Origin of the sequence: Caulobacter sp. CCUG 60055, assembly GCF_022750545.1 — a bacterium.
Taxonomy (GTDB): domain Bacteria; phylum Pseudomonadota; class Alphaproteobacteria; order Caulobacterales; family Caulobacteraceae; genus PUIC01.
Genome location: NZ_PUIC01000005.1, coordinates 1 through 18,250, shown reverse-complemented (window position 1 = coordinate 18,250; position 18,250 = coordinate 1). Strand labels below are relative to the sequence as shown.

Here is an 18,250-nt window from a genome sequence, read left to right as displayed (position 1 = left end):
TCAGACCGGGGCCGGCTCGCTGGCCGGGGCCTCCAGCTCGCCCCGGCGGCGCAGGCGGTCGAGATAGATGTAGATCACCGGCGTGGTGAACAGGGTCAGCACCTGCGAGACCAGCAGGCCGCCGACGATGGCCCAGCCCAGTGGCTGGCGGAACTCCGAGCCGGTGCCCTGGCCGAGGATCATCGGCACGCCGCTGAACAGGGCGCAGGCGGTGGTCATCAGGATCGGCCGCAGCCGCAGGTGCGAGGCCTGGGTCACCGCCTCCTTGGCCGACAGGCCCTCCTCGCGCTCCAGCCGCAGGGCCACGTCGACGATCATGATGCCGTTCTTCTTGACGATGCCGATCAGCAGGATGATGGCGATGATGCCGATGACGTTGAGGTCCTGGCCGGCGGCCAGCAGGGCGATCAGCGCCCCCACCCCGGCCGAGGGCAGGGTGGACAGGATGGTCAGCGGGTGGATGTAGCTCTCGTAGAGCACGCCCAAGATCACATAGACCGCCAGAAGCGCCGCCGCGATCAGCACGGGCTCGTCGGCCAGCGACTGCTGGAACGCCTGGGCGGTGCCCTGGAACGAGCCGATCAGGGTCGACGGCGCGCCGAGCCGCTCGCGGGCCTGTTCGACCAGCTGGGTCGCCTTGCCCAGCGACACCCCCGGGGCGAGGTTGAACGACAGGGTGGCGGCGGGGAACTGGCCCTGGTGGCCGACGGTCAGGGTGCTGGCGGCGGTCGGGTCGGCCTTGACGAACAGCGACAGCGGCGCGGACTTGCCGGTGACCGGCGAGACCAGGCGGACGGTGTCGAACAGGGCGGGCGTCGCCTGCAGCTGCGGCGGCGCCTCCAGCACCACGTGGTAGCTGTTCAGCTGGGTGAAGTACTGGGCGACCTGCCGCTGGCCGATCAGGTTGTAGATCGCCGCGTCGATGTCGGCCGGATTGATCCCGAAGCGCGAGGCCGCGTCGCGGTCGATGGTCAGCACCACCGCCCCGGCCTGGGACTGCTGGTCGGAGCTGACGTCCTTGAGCTCGGGCATGGCCTGGAGCGCGGCCAGGAGGCGCGGCGTCCAGCTGTTCAGCTCGGCAATGTCGGCGTCGGACAGGGTGTACTGGTACTGGGCCCGGCCCGGCCGGCCGCCGACGTTGATGTCCTGGTTGGCCTGCAGGAAGGTCTGCACCCCGACCAACTGGGCCAGCTTGGGCCGCAGGCGGTTGATGATCTGGTCGGCGGTGGCGGTGCGGCCGTCGTCGCGCGGGGCCAGGCTGATGGTCAGGTTGGCCTGGTTGGCGCCGGACGAGCCGACGAAGGCGCCGAAGCCGGCGATGTCGGGGTCCTCGCGCAGCACCTTGGCCACCGCCTCGACCTTGGCGCTGGTCTTGGCGAACGAGGCGTCCTGCGAGGTGACCATCACGCCGCTGATGAAGCCGGTGTCCTGCTGGGGGAAGAAGCCTGTGGGGGTGGTCGCATACAGCACGACGGCCAGGACCACCGTGCCCAGGAAGATCGCCAGGGTCAGGCGCATGTGGCGGAGCACCACGTCGAGCGCCCGGGCGTAGCCGTTCTCCAGCTTGCGGAACGCGGTCTCCAGCCCCTTGGTGAGGCGGTTCGACGGCGGCGTCGGCGCCTTGAGGAACTTGGCGCACAGCATCGGCGTCAGCGTCAGCGAAAACAGCACCGACAGCACCACCGCCACGCTGAGCGTCACGGCGAACTCGCGCATCAGCCGCCCGACCACGCCGCCCATGAACATCAGCGGCGTGAACACCGCCACCAGCGAGATCGAGATCGACAGGATGGTGAAGTTGATCTCGCCCGAGCCGGCCAGGGCCGCCTGGAACGGCCGCTCGCCGTGCTCGATCCGCCGCCAGATCGCCTCGAGCATGACCACCGCGTCGTCGACCACGAAGCCGACGGCGATCGACAGCGCCATCAGCGACAGGTTGTCGAGGCTGAAGCCCATCGGCAGCATCACCCCGGCCGTGGCCAGCAGCGACAGCGGCACCACCACGCTGGGGATCAGGGTGGCGCGGGCGTTGCGCAGGAAGAAGAAGATCACGCCCACCACCAGGCCGACGGTGATCAGCAGGGTGATCTGCACGTCGCGCACCGAGGCGCGGATGGTCTGGGTGCGGTCGGCCAGGACGTGCACGCCGATCGCCGGCGGGATGTTGGCCTGCAATCCCGGCAGCGCCGCGCGGATGCGGTCGACCGTCTTCACCACGTTGGCGCCGGGCTGCTTGAAGATGATCAGCAGCACCCCGCGCCCGCCGCCCTGGAGGCCCTTGTCGGCGTTGGCCTTGCCGGCGAAGGCCCAGGCCCCGATCTGGTTGTTCTCGACGCTGTCGACGGCCTCGCCGATGTCGCGGACGCGGATCGGCGCGCCGTTGCGATAGCCGACGATCAGCCGGTTCCAAGCGGCGACCTCCTGGATCTGGTCGTTGGCGTAGACGGTCAGGTTCTTCTGCCCGCCGGCGATCACGCCCTTGGGGGCGTTGACCGTGCTGGCGGCGATGGTCGTGCGCACGCTGTCGAGCTGGACGCCGAGGGCGGCGGCGCGGCGCGGATCGATGCGGATGCGCACCGAGGGTTTCTGCTGGCCGCCGATGTTGACCTGGCCGACCCCGTCGATGCGCGAGATCTGCTGGGCCAGGATGTTGTCGGCGTAGTCGCTGACCTTGCTCAGCGGCATGGTGTCCGAATCCAGGGCGATCAGCATGATCGGCGCGTCGGCCGGATTGACCTTCCGAAAGCTCGGCGGGCTGGGCAGGTTGGTCGGCAGCTGGCCGCCGGCGGCGTTGATGGCGGCCTGCACGTCCTGGGCGGCGGAATCGATGTTGCGCGACAGGTCGAACTGCAAGGTGATCTGGGTGGCGCCCAGCGAGCTGGACGAGGTCATCTGGCTGACCCCGGAGATCAGCGAGAACTGCCGCTCCAGCGGCGTGGCCACGTTCGAGGCCATGGTCTCGGGGCTGGCCCCGGGCAGGTTGGCGCTGACCTGGATGGTCGGGAAGTCGACCTGGGGCAAGGCCGCCACCGGCAGCTGGAAATAGGCGACCACCCCCAGCACCAGGAAGGCTGCGGCGATCAGCGAGGTGGCGACCGGTCGCCGGATGAAGACGCCGGAGATGCTCACTTGCCGCTCGCTCCCGCCGCCGGGCGGGGTTTGACCGCCATGCCGGGCTTCAGCGTCATCTGGCCGTCGATCACCACCGTCTCGCCGGGCTTGAGGCCCGCGCCGATCACCGCCACGCCGTCCTGGGTCTGGGCGACGGTCAGGGGCCGCGAGGCCGCCTTGCCGTCAGCGCCCACCACATAGGCGAAATCGCCCTTGGGGCCGTGGTTGACGGCGCCGGCCGGCACGGTCAGCGCCTGGGGCAGGGTGCGCAGGGTCAGGCTGACATTGACGAACTGGCCGGGCCACAGGCGATGGTCGGCATTGGGGAACCGCGCCTTGAGCTGGATGGTGCCGGTGGTCGGGTCGACGCGGTTGTCGACCACGGTCAGCTCGCCCGTTCCCAGCGCCGCGCCGGTCTCCTGGCTGAGGGCCTTGACGGCCAGCGGCCGGCTGAAGCCGGCCGAGGCCTCCGACAGCCGCTGGAACGCGCCCTGCGGCAAGGTGAAGGTCACGGCGATGGGCGAGATCTGGTTCAGGATGAACAGGCCCGACGCGTCCGAAGCGCCGACCAGGTTGCCGGCGTCGACCTGACGCACGCCGATGCGGCCGGCCCAGGGCGCGGTGATGCGGCAATAGCCCAGGTTGATCCGCGCCGTGGCCGCCGCGCCTTCGTCGGCGGCGACCACGCCCTCGTACTGCTTGACCAGGGCGGCCTGGGTGTCGACCTGCTGGCGGGCGATGGAGTCCTGGGCGGCGAGCTGGCGGTAGCGGGCGAGGTCGAGGCGGGCGTTCTGGAGCAGGGCGCGGTCGCGCGCCAGCACGCCCTCGGCCTGGGTCAGGAGGGCGCGGAACGGCGCGGGGTCGATCTCGGCCAGCAGGGCGCCGGCCGCGACGTCGGTCCCTTCGCGCGCGGGGACGCTGACCAGCTTGCCGCTGACCTGGGCGCGGACGGTGGCGCTCTGCCAGGCCTGGGCCGCGCCCAGGGCCTCGACGCGGACGGCGACGTCCTGGAGGACGGCCTTGGCCACGCTGACCGAGACCGCGCCGGCCTTGGGCGGCGGGGCGGCCTTCTTGCGATGCGTCAGCGCCCAGATCGCCAGCACGACGACCACCGCGGCCAGGACGACGAAGCCCCATCGAAAACGCCGTTGAGCAGACGCCATACCCGATCCTTCGCACTCGTCCGCGGCACGCGGCCCGACTGATCCCCCCGCCGCAGGCTGTCGGCCGCCAGCGCTCGGGTCTTGGGTCATAGGGGCGTCATGTAGCCGGATTGTTTCGATGAGGCCGTCCGGCTGCAAAGTTTCACAATTGTCGATTGATCGCCATGGGCGAGGGGCGGGGCGGGCCCGTCAGGCCAGCGTCCGGGTCACCCGCACCAGCCGCGCGTCGTCGGCCGCGCCGCGGCGGAAGCCGAGGGCGTCGGCCAGGGTCAGCATGGCGACATTGTCGTTCAGCACGTCGCCCCAGACGCTGCGCAGTCCGCGCTGGCGGGCGTAGTCCAGCAGGCTGGCGAGCAGGGCCCGGCCCAGGCCGTGCTGCTGGCGGTCGGTGCGCACCAGCATGGCGAACTCGGCCGCCTCGCCCTCGGGGTCGGCGATCAGCCGCGCCACCCCGACGATGGCCCCGTCGGCGTCGAGGGCGACGAAGGCCTGCTCGCGGTCGTAGTCGATCTGGGTCAGCCGCGCGGCCAGGGCGTGCGGCAGCTGGCGCAGGACGCCGTGGAAGCGCAGGCGCACGTCCTCGGCCGAGGACGAGGCCGTCAGCTCGGTCAGGCCAGGGGCGTCGTGCGGCTTGATCGGCCGCATGGACAGCCGCTCGCCGCTGTCCAGGACGATGTCGCGCTCCAGGCCGGCGGGGTAGGGGCGGATGGCGAAGCGCACCGACGGCTCGGCCAGCCTGACGCGGGCGTCCAGCGCCACCGCGCCCTTGTCGTCGGCCAGCAGGGGGTTGATGTCCAGCTCGGCGATCTCGGGCAGTTCGATGACCATCATCGACAGCCGCTCCAGCACCTCGGCCACCTTGTCCTCGTCGACCGCCGGCTGGTCGCGGTAAGCCTTGAGCAGGCGCGAGACCCGTGTGCGCCCGATCATCTCGCGCGCCAGGACGCGGTTCAGCGGCGGCAGGCCGATGGCCCGGTCGGCCACCACCTCGACCGCCACCCCGCCGGCCCCGAACAGCACGGCCGGTCCGAAGGTGGCGTCGACGGTCAGGCCGGCGATCAGCTCGCGCCCGTGGGGACGGACGATCATCGGCTGGAGGATGAACCCGTCGACGCGCGCGTCCGGCGCGGCGGCGGCCACCCGCTTCAGCATCGCCTCCGCCGCGGTCCGCACCGCGTCGGCGGTCGGCAGGCCCAGGGCGACGCCGCCGACGTCGGACTTGTGGCTGATGTCGGGCGACTGGATCTTGAGGGCGTAGGGCGCGGGCAGGCCCTCGGCCTGCGCCGCCGCCTCGGCCGGCGTGGCGGCGGCCCGGCTGCCCGCGGTCGACACGCCGTAGGCCTGGAGCACCGCCTCGACCTCGATCTGGGTCAGGGCGGCTCGGCCCTCGGCCATGGCGCGGTCGACGATGGCGCGGGCGGCGGTGCGGTCGCCGTCCTCGGGCGCGGCCGGCGGCGATTCCATCAGAAGGTCCTGGTTCCGGTGATGGTCGACCAGATGCATGAAGGCGCGCACGGCCTCGTCGGGCGTCTCGTGGGCCGGCAGGCCGTGCGAGGCGAGCAGCCGCCGGGCCGGGGCGGCGGCGGTCTCGCCCAGCCAGCAGGTGAGGATAGGCCGGCGGTCGACCCGGCCGGCCAGGGCCGAGACCACGGCCCGCGCCGCCGAGACGCTGTCGGCCACCGCCGTCGGACAGTTCATCACCAGCACGGCCTCGGCGGCGCGATCGGCCAGCACCGCCTTCAGGGCCGCCTCGTAGCGTTCCGGCGGGGCGTCGCCGATGATGTCGACCGGATCGCCGTGCGACCAGGCCGCCGGCAGCACGCGGCTCAGGGCCTCGATGGTCTCGGGCGACAGCTCGGCCAGGGCGCCGCCGTGCCCGGTCAGGGCGTCCACCGCCATCACCCCGGCCCCGCCGCCGTTGGTGACGATGCACAGCCGCTCGCCCGTCAGCTGGAAGCCGGCGTTCAGCGTGCCCACCGCGTCGAACAGTTCGCGCAGCTCGGTCACCCGCAGCATGCCGGCGCGGCGAAAGGCGGCGTCGTAGACCGCGTCGGCCCCGGCCAGGGCGCCGGTGTGCGAGAAGGCGGCCTTGGCCCCGGCGGCGCTGCGGCCCGACTTGATGACGATCACCGGCTTGGCCCGCGCGGCGATGCGGCCGGCCGACATGAACTTGCGCGCGTCGGTGATGCTCTCGACATAGAGCAGGATCGCCCGCGTCTGCCGGTCGAGGGCGAGGTAGTCGAGCACGTCGCCGAAATCGACGTCGGCCATGTCGCCCAGGGTGACCACGTGCGAGAAGCCGAAGCCGCGCCCGTCGGCCCAGTCCAGCACGGCGGTGGTGATGGCCCCGGACTGGGCCACCAGGGCGATGTCGCCAGCCCTGGGCGTCAGCTGGGCGAAGCTGGCGTTGACCCCCCGGCCCGGCGAGATGAAGCCCAGGCAGTTGGGACCGACCACCCGCAGCAGGTGCGGCCGGGCCGCGTCGAGCAGGCGCTGGCGCAGGGCGGGCTCGGAGAAGCCGGCGCTGATCACCACGGCGGCGCGGCAGCCGCGCGCGCCGAGCTGGGCGACGATGTCGGGCACGGTGGCGGCCGGCGTGGCGATGACGGCGAGGTCCGGCGTCACCGGCAGGTCGGCCACCGAGGGATAGGCCAGGGCGGAACGGACCGCCCGCTCGTGCGGGTTGACCGGCAGGACCGCGCCGGAGAAGCCGCTTTCCAGCAGGTTGCGGGCCAGCACCTCGCCCACCGAGCCGGGCCGGTTGCTGGCCCCGATCAGGGCGATGGCCGAGGGTTCGAACAGGGCGTTGAAGTTCCGCGTGGTCATCGCCGCACCTCCTTCGGAGGCGCCGATGCGCCGCCCTGCGCCTTGTATCGGTCCCGATTTCGGCGTCCCGCGCAAGGGGCGGCCGGCTTCTTTCGAGGGACGCCGCAGCCTGGGCGTGCAGGCGGTTGCGACCGTCAGGCGCTGTTCATCCTCGGTCGCCGAGGCTAAGGCTGTGCGAAAGGCGCGGACGGTCGCCAGGAGGCGAAGTCTTTGATGTTTCGAATTCATCTCGCTGCGGCGCTGCTGGGAGCGGCCGGTCTGCTCTGCGGCTGCGCCTCGACGAAGATCGCCGCCGACAGCCGCGGCGCCGGGCCGGACCTGTCGCGGGGGGCGAGCTTCGCGCTCACCGACGGCGGCGAGGCCGCCCGCCCCGCCGCCCAGGCCGTGGCCGTCCGGCTCGGCGCGTTGGGCCTGTCGCCGGCGACCGCCGCCGCGCCGCCGCGTTATCTGGTCGAGACCGGCTTCAGCGCCCGCCCGGTCGCCGTCGGCGCCTTCGCGGCCGAGATCGCCTCCGACAAGGGCGAACGGCCCGACTGGCTGATCCAGCCCAGCAAGCGGTGGTGGATGTCGCCCGGCGCCGAGGTCTGCGCCCTCAGCGTGCGCATCTCCGAGGCGGCCGGCGGGGCCGAGGTCTATCGCGTCAAGGCCGCGACGCGCGCCCCGCGGAGCGGCTGCGGCGAGACGGCCGAGCCCCTGGCCCAGGCCGCCCTGGCGCGGATTCCGTTGACGGCCGTGGGCGCCGTCAGCCGCTGATCGGCGAACCCGGCCCGCCGTTGGTCTCCAGCGGCAGGGTGATGGTGAAGGTCGAGCCTTCGCCCAGGCGGCTCTCGCAGCGGATGTCGCCGTCATGGCGTTCGATCACCGTCTGCACGAACACCAGCCCCAGTCCGACGCCGTCGGCCCGCGTGCGCCCCGCCGAGGGCGCGCGGTGGAAACGCTCGAACAGCTTTTCGGCCTGTTCGGGGCTCATGCCGCGACCGGTGTCGGCGATGGTGCAGACGGCGGTCGGACGGTCGATGGTTCCCCCTGCGGCTACCCGGCATTCCACCCGCCCGCCGGCGTCGGTGTATTTGACGCCGTTGTCGATGAGGTTGATCAGCGCCCGGGTCAGCAGCGACCGGTCGGCGCGGATCAGGTGTTCGGCGTCGCCGGTCGAGACCTCGACGGCGACTCCCTTGGCCGACGACTGCGGCCAAAGGTCGTCGGCGGCGTCGAGCAGCAGGTCTCCGAGGTCGACCGTCTCCATCGCGTAGTGCTGGGTCTCGGCCCGGGCCATGTGGACGAAGTTGTCGGCCAGGGCCAGGGTGCGCCGGGCGTAGCCGCGGATCCGCCCGGCCAGCTCGTCAGGCGCGGCCGCTCCGTCGCGGCTGTCCAGCAGGGCCAGGATCGACACCTGCGGCGAGCGCATGTCGTGGGTCAGCAGCTGGAGGATGTTCTCCCGCTGGCGGCCGGCGGCCTTGATGGCGCTGATATCGGTGAAGCGGACGATCCAGCCGGCGGCGCGGCCGGCCGCGTCGGTCAGGGGCTGGCGACGCGTGCTGAACACTCGCCCGTCCGGCGCCGCCGCCTCGACGTCGGGCGCGGCCGCGTCGCCCTCGCCCTCGCCCTCGGCCCTGGCGAACGGCGCGATCAGGTCGGCGAGGCGGGCCCCCGCCAGCCCGCGACCGTCCGTCCCGCCGAATAGCGCCTCGGCCTCGCGGTTGGCGGCCAGCACCCGCTCGTCCGGGGCCAGCACCAAGGTGGCGTCGGGCAGCCCCTGCAGCACGTCGGTCACGAAGTGCCGCAGGTTGCGGGCCCGGCCGATGGTGCGGCGCATGAGGTCGAGCTGATGGTCGATGACCTCGCCGCCGGGACGCCGCGCGGCCTCGGCCAGGTCGGGCAGCAGGTCGGGCTCGCCGGCGAAGGCGTCCAGCTCCTCGACCATGTAGGCGCTGGTCGCCTCGAGCCGCCGCCAGCTCCACAACGGGTAGACCGCCAGCAGGCCGATCAGGCCGGCGGCCGGCGGCGCCCACAGTCCGCCGTGCAGCAGCAACCCCGCCGAAACGGCCAGTACGGCGACGATCAGGCCGGCGCCCAGCAGCATGTTCTCGCGCGGGCGCAGGCGCAGGAAGCTGGCCAGCAGCAGCCATAGCGGCGCGAGCGCGAAGCCCAGCGCGCCGATCGGGCCGAGCGGCCGGATGGCGTGGCCGCTGAGCATGCCGTCCAGCATGTTGGCCTGAACCTCGACGCCTGGCATCGCCTCGGCCTCGCCCGACAGCGGCGTGGCGTAGCGGTCGCCGAGGCCGTCGGCGGTGGCCCCGACCAGGACCAGCTTGTCGCGCAGGAACACCGCCGGCACGTCGCCCTGGATCATGTCGACGAACGAGATGGTGCGGAAGCGGCCGGCGGGGCCGGTGAAGGCGATCATCATCGGCCGCCGGCGGGCCAGGCCGTCCAAGGCGTGGGGCGCCGACGGCGGCGGGGCCGGCCCGAAGGCCGGCGACGGGGCACCCCGCGCCTGGCGGTAGGTCAGCTCCATCAGGTGCGGCCAGTCGTGGCCGGCGTCGCCCTCCGAGAGGAAGGCCCGGCGGACTACGCCGTCGGGATCGAAGGCGATGTTGACCTGACCCAGGCCGGCCGCCGCCTCGCGCAGCGGCGGGGCGGGCAGGGCGGTGCGGAACGGCGCGCCGTTCTCGCCGGGCACGTCGAAGGTCAGCGGCAGCAGGGTCGGACGCGCCGCCTTGACCGCCTCGGCCAGGGCGAGGTCGGCCCCGGGATCGCGGTCCGGGTCGACGAACAGCACGTCGTAGGCCACCGCCTTCGGCCGGGCCTGGGCCAGCCGGCGCAAGAGCTCGGCGTGGCGCGCGCGCGGCCAGGGCCAGCGGCCCAGGGCCTGGATGCTGCGGTTGTCGATGGCGACGATGACGATGTCGTCGCGCGGGGTGCGGACGCCGAGCTTGGAGAAGGCGTCGTAGATGACGGCGTCTGCCCGCGCCGCCAACTGGCCGAGGCTCAGGACCGCGACGACGGCCGTGGCCGCGGCGGCCACGGCCGCCCATTCGAACAGGACGCGGCGGCGCCTCGGCCTGGGTGGGGCGGGGGCCACGTCGCCGCCCCCGTCAGCGGCCGATCTGGAAGGTCTGGGGCGGCGACCACTTGTCGATGTGGCGGCCCTTGGCGAAGGTGCGGGACATCACCCGCCAGACGTAGGCGCCGGGCGGCAGGTCGGTGACGGTGATCTGCGTCTCGCTCAGCCCCGCCTCGTCCACCACCGGCGTCGCCGCGCCGTCGCGCGACAGCTGGTAGCGGTAGGTCCGCTCGCCGTTCCCGCCGGCGGTCCATCGGAACAGGTAGCGCCGCTCGCGCCCGCGCTTGCTGGTCGCCATCGGCGACAGGTCCAGCGTGTTGAGGAAGCGTTCGAAGGCGTAGGTCCTGGGCATGCCCTCGAGGTCTTCGGGGCCGATCACGCTGACGCGGGCGAAGTAGTCGCCGTCGGGCACGCCCTCGAAGACCACCTGCGGGCCGTCGGCCGTGGCCTCGGCGAAGGCGTCCAGGAAGCCGGCGTCGGCGGCCAGCCGGATGCGATAGCCGCGGGCCTCGGCGACGGGGGCGACGTCGAAGACCACCTTGGGTTCGTCCTGCGCCTTGTCCGGGCGCAGCAGCGCCGGCGCCGCCGGCAGGGGCGTGGGATGCAAGGCGCCGCTGGCGCCGACCGCGACGCCGTAGGCGGCGGGGACCGACGCCGACCGGTCCTGGTCGGCGGTGACGGCGACCAGGCCGCTGACCACCTCGGTGGCGGCGCTATGGCGCTCGGGATCGTAGCGGACGTGGAACTCGGTGCCGCGCACGGCCGAGACCGACATCGGCGTGCGCACGATGTAGCGGTCCTGCGGCGTCGGCAGGGGCGTCACCGTCGACTCGCCCCGGCCGGCCTCGACGACGAAGGCGCGGTCGACGGCGCCGGTCAGCAGGGTGCGGCGCAGGCGCTCGACCCGCACCCGGCTCTGCGACGGCAGGGCCACCCGCGAGCCGTCCGGCATGTCGATGCGGGCGAAGGCGTTGGCGCCGGTGGCGACGAGGTCGCCCTCGCGCACCAGCAGGCCGGCGCTGGCGGCGGCGGCGCGTCCGGCGGTCGAGACGTTGACCGGGCCGCGGAAGGCGCCCAGCCGGGCTTCCACCGGCTCGGTCCGCAGCACGCGGGTCGGCACCTCCAGCTTCAGGCCCACGGGCATGCGGCGCGGCTGGCGCACATGGTTGCGCCGCTGCACCTCGCGATAGTCGCTGAGGCGGATGAAGTAGCGGCCGGCGAGCGCGTAGAGGCTGTCTCCGGCCTTGACGTCGTAGACCACCACGGGCTCGGCCGCGACGGCGCAGCCGGCGGCGAGCGCGGCGGCGGCGAAGACGGGCGCGGCGGCGAGGCGGCCGATCATGCGTCGGCCTCGGCGGACCGGCCGGCGTCCAGGCGTTCCAGGCGATAGCCGTAGCTGTAGACCGGCACCAGTCGGAAGCCGTTGTCGGGCCGCAGGTTCAGCTTGGAGCGGATGCGGGAGATGTGCATGTCGAGGGTCCGGGTCGGCAGGTCCGGGTTGCGGCCCCAGATGGCTTCGAGGATATGCGCCCGCGACAGGGCGCGGTGCAGGTTGCGGAACAGCAGCAAGGCCAGCCCGAACTCCTTGGCGGTCAGGGTGACGAGGTCGCCGCGCATCGACACAGCCTCGGCGGCGCTGTCGAAGCTGTAGCCGTCGAAATCCTCGACCTTGTCGGGCGCCCGGTTGTAGGCGCGACGGAACAGCGCCGCGATGCGGGCGCGCAGGATGCTGGGCTGGAACGGCTTGACCACATAGTCGTCGGCGCCGGCGTTCAGGCCTTCGACCACGTCCGCCTCGTCGGTGCGGCTGGTCAGCAGCAGGATCGGCGGCGGGTCGGAGACGTGCTGGCGCACCCAGCCGATGACCTCCAGCCCCGACATTTCCGGCAGGTTCCAGTCGAGGATCAACAGGTCGAAACTTTCGCGCCGCAGCGCCGCGATCAGGGCCTTGCCGGACTGGAACGGCAGACAGGAGTGGCCGGTCGCCAGGACAAGCTGCGATACGGCCTCCAGCTGCGCCTCATCATCATCGAGGGCCGCGACTCTCATGCATCTTCCAACTGACGTCTCCACCGCGGAAACGCCGCGGACGAAGACCTTGAACGTCCCAATACCAGCAAAGTTAACGCCCAAGGCCATGCAAAATGTAAACAATCGCAAATGTTGCAACGGTTTACGCAGGAATTGGCTCCCTGGCTGCTAGGGCCGGATTTGCGCCGCGCCGGACAGCGGCCTTCGCAAGTCGAGTCAGGTCCATGCCGCTTTTCCCCGATCGCGCGCTCCCGTCCGCCGCGGCCCGCGCCGTTTTTCGCGGTTAGGCCCATGGCGTCGCCCCCGGTCGCGAATGTCGATGGCGATCACCCCCACCGCTGGCTGGAGGAGATGTTGCTGGCGCTCCAGCGCCTGAACGGGGCGCTGCTGCACGACGACGGCCGGCCCAGGGCGCTGACCGCCGTCCCGCCGGCCGGGCGGGGCCTGACCCAGCGCCTGGAGCGCAGCGTCGCCGGCGCTTCGAACAGCATGCGGCGCCTGGCCCTGCTGATCGTCAACCTCGCCCCGGCGAACATGGCGGCGGAGGTTTCGGACGAGCCCGAGCGCGTCGATCCGGCCGAACCGGACGCCGCCGACCGGCCCTGGACCCATCTGGCCCGCTCGCTGACCCTGCTGCATCAGGCCTGCCTGCGCTGCCAGGCGTCTGAGGAGATTCTGGCCCGGATGACGCCGGAGAGCGGCGAAAGCCTGCTGGTCCGCGAGCTGAAGTCCGTCGTGCTGGCCCTGGATCGCCTGTGCCTGCTGATCGAGGCCAGGGACGTCATGACCCGTCTCTGGGTCGACGCCGACGAGGCCGCCGCCGCTCACGGGGATCGCGAGGGCGGCGCCTGACGCGCGGCCGCCATCGACAAGGAAAAGCTTTTGACCATCACCGTTTTCATCGAAGCCCTGGGTCAGGGATGGGCCGTCCGGTGCCCGCCTTTCACCAACGAGATGCTGTTCCTGGATCGCGGCGAGGCCGAGGAGGCCGCGCGCTCGCTGGCCGAGCGGCTGAGGGGAAGGGGCCGCGCCGCCTCGGTCGCCGTCCGGCCAGACGCGCCGTCGATCAACGGCGAACTGTAAACTATCCAACACTTTACCTTGGTTTACGCGGTGAAATCGCCGCGCGGGGGTACACCCTAGGAACCGTTAGCGATCTCGGGCTTCGGTCGATGTGGTGGGCGTGGGGGCGCCGCCAGTCCGGCGAGATCGCGTTGTTTGGACCCAGCGTTGTGTCTTGCGGACCTTGAGGTCCGTATCCGGAGCGCGGCCTGTCGGCCGCGCGGCCGGGCGAGGCGGCGCGCAGTGAAGGAGCGCCCCCGATGCGTGTCCTGTCGATCTTTGGAACCCGGCCCGAGGCCATCAAGATGGCGCCCGTCGTGCGCGCCCTGCAGAACGACGCCGGCGTGACGCCGCTGGTCTGCGTCACCGGCCAGCACCGCCAGATGCTGGACCAGGTGCTCGAGCTGTTCGCCATCCGGGCCGACTACGACCTCAACGTCATGGCGCAGGACCAGACCCTGAACGGGCTGGCCGCCAAGATGATCGCCAGCCTGGACGAGGTGCTGGAGCACGCCCGCCCGGACCGCGTGCTGGTTCACGGCGACACCACCACCGCCATGGCCGCCGCCATGGCCGCCTTCCATCGCCGCATCCCGGTCGGCCATGTCGAGGCGGGCCTGCGCACCTACGACCTCGCCAAGCCCTGGCCCGAGGAGATGAACCGCCGCGCCGTCGATCTGGTCAGCGACCTGATGTTCGCCCCGACCGTCGGCTCGCGGGCCAACATCCGCCAGGAAAAGCTGGGCGGCCAGGTGTTCGTCACCGGCAACACCGTGATCGACGCGCTGAAGTCGTCGGCCGGTCTGCTCGACGCCGACCATCGCCTGCGCGGGCGCATCGACGCCGGCCTGCCCGCCGCCGTTCCGGGCCGGCGCATGATCCTGGTCACCGGCCACCGCCGCGAGAGCTTCGGCGACGGCTTTTCGAACATCTGCCGCGCCCTGCGCCGCCTGGCGGCCCGCGACGACGTCCAGATCGTCTATCCCGTGCACCTCAATCCCAACGTGCGCGGTCCGGTGCTGGAGGCCCTGGCCGGCTTCGACAACGTCCATCTGCTGCTGCCGCAGGATTACCTGCCGTTCGTGCGCCTGATGCAGCGCGCCGACCTCGTGCTGACCGATTCCGGCGGCGTGCAGGAAGAGGCGCCGTCGCTGGGCAAGCCCGTGCTGGTGATGCGCGACGTCACCGAGCGTCCGGAGGCGGTCGCGGCCGGCGCGGTGCGGCTGGTCGGCTCGTCCTGCGACAACATCGTCGGCCAGGTCGAGCTGCTGCTTGACGACGACGATCTGCGCCGCGGCCTGTCGCGCCGCCGCAACCCTTACGGCGACGGCCGCGCCGCCGCCCGCATCGTCGACGCCGTGACCGGCCGTCCCGTCAACGAGTTCCAGGCGGCGGGAGACGCGGCCAACGACCTGGCCGCCTGATACCAGCCATGTTCGACATCGCCGCCCTGTGGCCGCACGATCCCGTGTCGGCCTACGTCGCCGTCGTCGGCGCCATCGCCGTCGCGACGGCGGTGCTGATCGCCGTGTCCTCGATCGACGACCTGTTCGTCGACGTGGTGTTCTGGGTGCGGGCGGCCTATCGCCGCCTGTTCGTCGAGCCGCGCCACGAGCCCCTGCCGGTCCAGGCCCTCTACGACAAGGCCGAACAGCCGATCGCCATCATGGTGCCGGCCTGGCGCGAGGACGACGTCATCGCCGCCATGATCGAGAACACCATCGGCACGCTCGACTACAGCGACTACGTGATCTTCGTCGGGACCTACCCCAACGACCCAGAGACCATCGCCGAGGTGGAGCGCATGCGCCGCCGCCATCGCCGCGTGGTGCGCGTCGAGGTCCCGCACGCCGGGCCGACCTGCAAGGCCGACTGCCTGAACGCGGTGGTGCGGGCCATCATGGCGCACGAGGAAAGCCACGGCCGCCCGTTCGCCGGCATGGTGCTGCACGATTCCGAGGACGTGCTGCACCCGCTCGAACTGAAGTTCCTGAACTACCTGCTGCCGCGCAAGGACCTGATCCAGCTGCCGGTTGTCTCGCTCGAGCGGGGCTACGGCGAGCTGATCGCCGGCACCTATATGGACGAGTTCGCCGAATGGCACGCCAAGGACCTGGTGGTCCGCGAGGCGCTGGCCAAGGCGGTGCCGTCGGCCGGCGTCGGCACCTGCTTCTCGCGCCGCGCCATGCAGGCGCTCAAGGCGCACAATCACGACGAGCCGTTCAACACCGCCAGCCTGACCGAGGACTACGACATCGGCGCGCGCCTGGCGGCCGAGCGGATGCCGTCGATCATCGCCCACTATCCGGTGGACTTCCGGGTCAAGCGCAAGACGCTGTTCGGCCTTGGCAAGGAGAAGTCCTCGTCGCTGCGCATGTCGCTGTGCGTGCGCGAGTACTTCCCCAACACCTTCAAGACCTCCTACCGGCAGAAGGCGCGCTGGACGCTGGGCATCTCGCTGCAGGGCTGGGCCCAGCTCGGCTGGACGCGGTCGCTGTGGACCAACTATTTCCTGGTCCGCGACCGCAAGGCGCTGATCACGCCCAGCCTGGCGCTGGTCTCGTACTTCGTGCTGATCAACCTGCTGCTGCTCAGCCTGGTCCTGCACTGGATGGGCCGGCCGGACCAGGCGCTGCTGCCGGACACCTGGTGGTTCCGCGCCCTGCTGTGGTTCAACGCCGTCGCCCTGGTCGCCCGGGTCGTGCAGCGGTTCTACTTCGTCAACCGCGTCTACGGCTGGGAGCACGGGCTGATGTCGCTGGTGCGCCTGATCGTCGCCAGCTTCGTCAACTTCATGGCCACGGCGCGGGCCTTGCGTATCTTCTTCTCCAACGTCCTGTTCGGCACGCCGATCGTTTGGGACAAGACGATGCACCAGTTCCCAAGCTCGCAGGCCCTGGGCCGCGACCGTCGGCCGCTCGGCGAGATCCTGGTCAGCTGGGAGGCGGCGACGCCGGCCCGCATCGACGCGGCGCTGGCCGAACAGGCCCGCAGCGGCCAGCGCCTGGGCCGCATCCTGATGGCCAAGGGCTGGCTGGACGACGAGACCCTGGCCGAGGCCATCGCCATGCAGAGCCACCTGCCGCGCACGCCGGTGGGCGCCGAGGCGGTGTCGCGCCAACGGGGCGAGGCGCCGGCGGCCCTTTGCGTGCGCCTGCGCGCCCTGCCGGTCGGCCGCGCCGAGAGCGGCGCCCCGATCGTCGCCGTCGCCCGGCCGCTGACGGCGGACGAGGCCGGCGAACTGGCCAAGGTTCTCGGCGGCGAGCCGCTGCAGAAGATCGCCCGCGAGAGCGAGATCAACGCCGGCCTGCGGCTGCTGGCCGGCGACGGCGACGCCTTCGCGCCGGGCCTCGACGCGCCGCTGATCGGCGACCTGCTGATCGAGGGCGGCCATGTGCGCCGCGAGGCGTTCGACGAAGCCCTCGGCGGTTACGAGCCCGTCCGCGACGGCCGCATCGGCGAGTTCCTGGTGCGCCGGGGCGTGGTCGCCGCCGACGCCCTGTCCGCCGCCATCGACCAACAACGCCAAGCCCTAGCAGAAAGGCGCCCCTGATGCCCCGCACGGTTCTGTTCGACAGGCCGGCCCTCGCCGCCCTGTCGGCGGCGGCCGGGCTGTGCCTCGCCGCCGCCGCCCAGGCCGCTGCGCCGCCTCCGGCGACGGCCGCCGTCCCCGCCGCCAAGCCCAAGGGCCCCGGCTTCAACGCCGCGGCCGCGGCCTACAAGGCCTAATGACGCGCGCGACTTCGCCGCCGCCGCTCGCGGCGCGGCCGAGGCCGTGCGGCTGGAGCCGGGCGAGCGCGCCTACCGCGCCCTGCTGGTCGACGCCCGCGCCGCCGCCGGCGATGTCCAGGGCGCGGACGCCGCCGCCGCCGAGATCGAGCGCGCCTTCGGGGCGACGGCGGCGCTGTCGACCCAACGCGGCTATCTCGCCATGCGCCTGGGCCGGCCCGCCGACGCCGCCGACCGCTTCGCCCAGGCCCTCGCCCAGGACGGCCTGTCGGCCGCTCAACGGCGCGAGGCGGCCTTGACCCGCGCCGACGCCCTGTCCCAGGCCGGCCGTCCGCGCGAAGCGGCCGACGCCCTGGCGCCCTACGCCGGCGAGGCGGCCTACGACGTGCAGTCCCGCCGCGCCGCCGCCCTGACCGCCGCCCAGGACGACGCGGCCGCCGCGCCCGTGTTCGCGCAGGCCGCCGCGCTGGCGGCCACGCCCGAAGACAAGGCGTTCATGCTGCGCTCGCGTATCGTCGCCCTGACGCGGCTTGGCCAGCGGGCCGAGGCCCGACAGGCGTTCGACGAGGCCTATCGCAGCGGCGCGCTGGCGCCGTCCGATCCCGTCGACCTCGGCATGATCGCCCTCAGCGTCGGCGACGACCGGACGGCCCAGGCCCTGTTCGACAAGGCGCCGGATTCGCCCAAGCTGGCCGGCCGCGCCGCGCTTGACGCCGCCTACAGCGCCAAGCGCGTCCGCCGCGACGAGGCCGCCGTGCGCTATTTCGGGCGCGGCCTTGACGCCGTCGCGTCAGGCGACCTGAGCCTGGACCCGACCACGGCTTACGCCATCCGCCGCGACGTGGCCGACATTTCTCGCGTCTGGGGCGCCAACGGCCTGGTCAGCTACGGCGCGGCCGGCGTGGCGGCGGGCGGCGCGCCGCTGTCGGGCGGTCGCGGCGTCACCCAGGCCGGCGGCGAGGTCTATACGCGGCTGGGCGGCTATCGGAACGGCGCGCCGGTGGAGGCCTTCGCCCGCGTGTTCGAGACCGTGGCCGCCGAGACCGGCGACCCCACCGGCGCCCAGACCGCCCAGGGCTGGGTCGGCCTGCGCTGGAAGCCGTTCCGCCAGGCCAATCTGGTGCTGGAGGGCAGCCGCATGATCAAGCTGGGCGAGCGCGCCCGCGACGACTGGATGGTGCGCGCGGCCTATTCGGCCGGGCATGGCATGGACATCGACCCGGTCCGCCGCTCCTGGCCGATGTGTTGGTGTGGACGGCCT

General features: G+C 72.5%; 13 protein-coding genes. 7 read left to right on the top strand and 6 right to left on the bottom strand.

The window, feature by feature from the left end; all coding sequences use genetic code 11:
• The 3 genes from C5708_RS09000 to C5708_RS08990 all read right to left on the bottom strand — a co-directional run bounded on the left by C5708_RS09000 (nt 1) and on the right by C5708_RS08990 (nt 7,100).
• On the bottom strand, nt 1–3,129 hold the full coding sequence (locus C5708_RS09000; protein ID WP_242920164.1) for an efflux RND transporter permease subunit: 3,129 nt from the start codon (nt 3,127–3,129) through the stop codon (nt 1–3).
• A complete protein-coding gene (locus C5708_RS08995; RefSeq protein ID WP_242920162.1) occupies nt 3,126–4,274 on the bottom strand; it encodes an efflux RND transporter periplasmic adaptor subunit in 1,149 nt (382 codons plus the stop codon). The genes C5708_RS09000 and C5708_RS08995 overlap by 4 nt, the downstream gene beginning before the upstream one ends.
• A gap of 189 nt (nt 4,275–4,463) precedes the next feature.
• Nucleotides 4,464–7,100 (bottom strand): bifunctional acetate--CoA ligase family protein/GNAT family N-acetyltransferase, encoded by a 2,637-nt coding sequence (locus tag C5708_RS08990; RefSeq protein ID WP_242920160.1) that lies wholly within the window; start codon nt 7,098–7,100, stop codon nt 4,464–4,466.
• Nucleotides 7,101–7,313: 213 nt separating this feature from the next.
• Between C5708_RS08990 and C5708_RS08985 the strand changes: the two genes are divergently transcribed.
• On the top strand, nt 7,314–7,853 hold the full coding sequence (locus tag C5708_RS08985) for a hypothetical protein (protein ID WP_242920158.1): 540 nt from the start codon (nt 7,314–7,316) through the stop codon (nt 7,851–7,853).
• Here C5708_RS08985 and C5708_RS08980 read toward each other — a convergent pair.
• The 3 genes from C5708_RS08980 to C5708_RS08970 form a co-directional block, all read right to left on the bottom strand.
• A complete protein-coding gene (locus C5708_RS08980; RefSeq protein ID WP_242920157.1) occupies nt 7,843–10,128 on the bottom strand; it encodes a CHASE2 domain-containing protein in 2,286 nt (761 codons plus the stop codon). The two genes, C5708_RS08985 and C5708_RS08980, sit on opposite strands and share 11 nt — an antisense overlap.
• Before the next feature lie 70 nt (nt 10,129–10,198).
• Nucleotides 10,199–11,509 carry a FecR domain-containing protein gene (locus C5708_RS08975; RefSeq protein WP_242920155.1) on the bottom strand — a complete coding sequence of 437 codons (1,311 nt, stop codon included), beginning with the start codon at nt 11,507–11,509 and terminating at the stop codon, nt 10,199–10,201.
• On the bottom strand, nt 11,506–12,216 hold the full coding sequence (locus tag C5708_RS08970) for a response regulator transcription factor (protein WP_242920153.1): 711 nt from the start codon (nt 12,214–12,216) through the stop codon (nt 11,506–11,508). The genes C5708_RS08975 and C5708_RS08970 overlap by 4 nt, the downstream gene beginning before the upstream one ends.
• A 273-nt stretch (nt 12,217–12,489) precedes the next feature.
• Between C5708_RS08970 and C5708_RS08965 the strand changes: the two genes are divergently transcribed.
• The 6 genes from C5708_RS08965 to C5708_RS08940 form a co-directional block, all read left to right on the top strand.
• Nucleotides 12,490–13,050 (top strand): hypothetical protein, encoded by a 561-nt coding sequence (locus C5708_RS08965; RefSeq protein WP_242920151.1) that lies wholly within the window; start codon nt 12,490–12,492, stop codon nt 13,048–13,050.
• A gap of 30 nt (nt 13,051–13,080) precedes the next feature.
• The gene (locus C5708_RS08960) at nt 13,081–13,281 is read left to right on the top strand and encodes a hypothetical protein (RefSeq protein WP_242920149.1); all 201 of its coding nucleotides are present in this window, start codon (nt 13,081–13,083) and stop codon (nt 13,279–13,281) included.
• Nucleotides 13,282–13,520: 239 nt separating this feature from the next.
• Nucleotides 13,521–14,684: a UDP-N-acetylglucosamine 2-epimerase (non-hydrolyzing) gene (gene wecB, locus C5708_RS08955; protein WP_242920147.1), complete on the top strand. Its 1,164-nt coding sequence runs from the start codon at nt 13,521–13,523 to the stop codon at nt 14,682–14,684.
• Nucleotides 14,685–14,692: 8 nt separating this feature from the next.
• Nucleotides 14,693–16,813: a glycosyl transferase family protein gene (locus C5708_RS08950; protein ID WP_242920145.1), complete on the top strand. Its 2,121-nt coding sequence runs from the start codon at nt 14,693–14,695 to the stop codon at nt 16,811–16,813.
• A complete protein-coding gene (locus C5708_RS08945; protein WP_242920138.1) occupies nt 16,813–16,989 on the top strand; it encodes a hypothetical protein in 177 nt (58 codons plus the stop codon). The genes C5708_RS08950 and C5708_RS08945 overlap by 1 nt, the downstream gene beginning before the upstream one ends.
• Before the next feature lie 46 nt (nt 16,990–17,035).
• The coding region (locus tag C5708_RS08940; RefSeq protein WP_242920136.1) for a bacteriophage N4 adsorption protein A at nt 17,036–18,250 on the top strand (1,215 nt) is incomplete at its 3' end.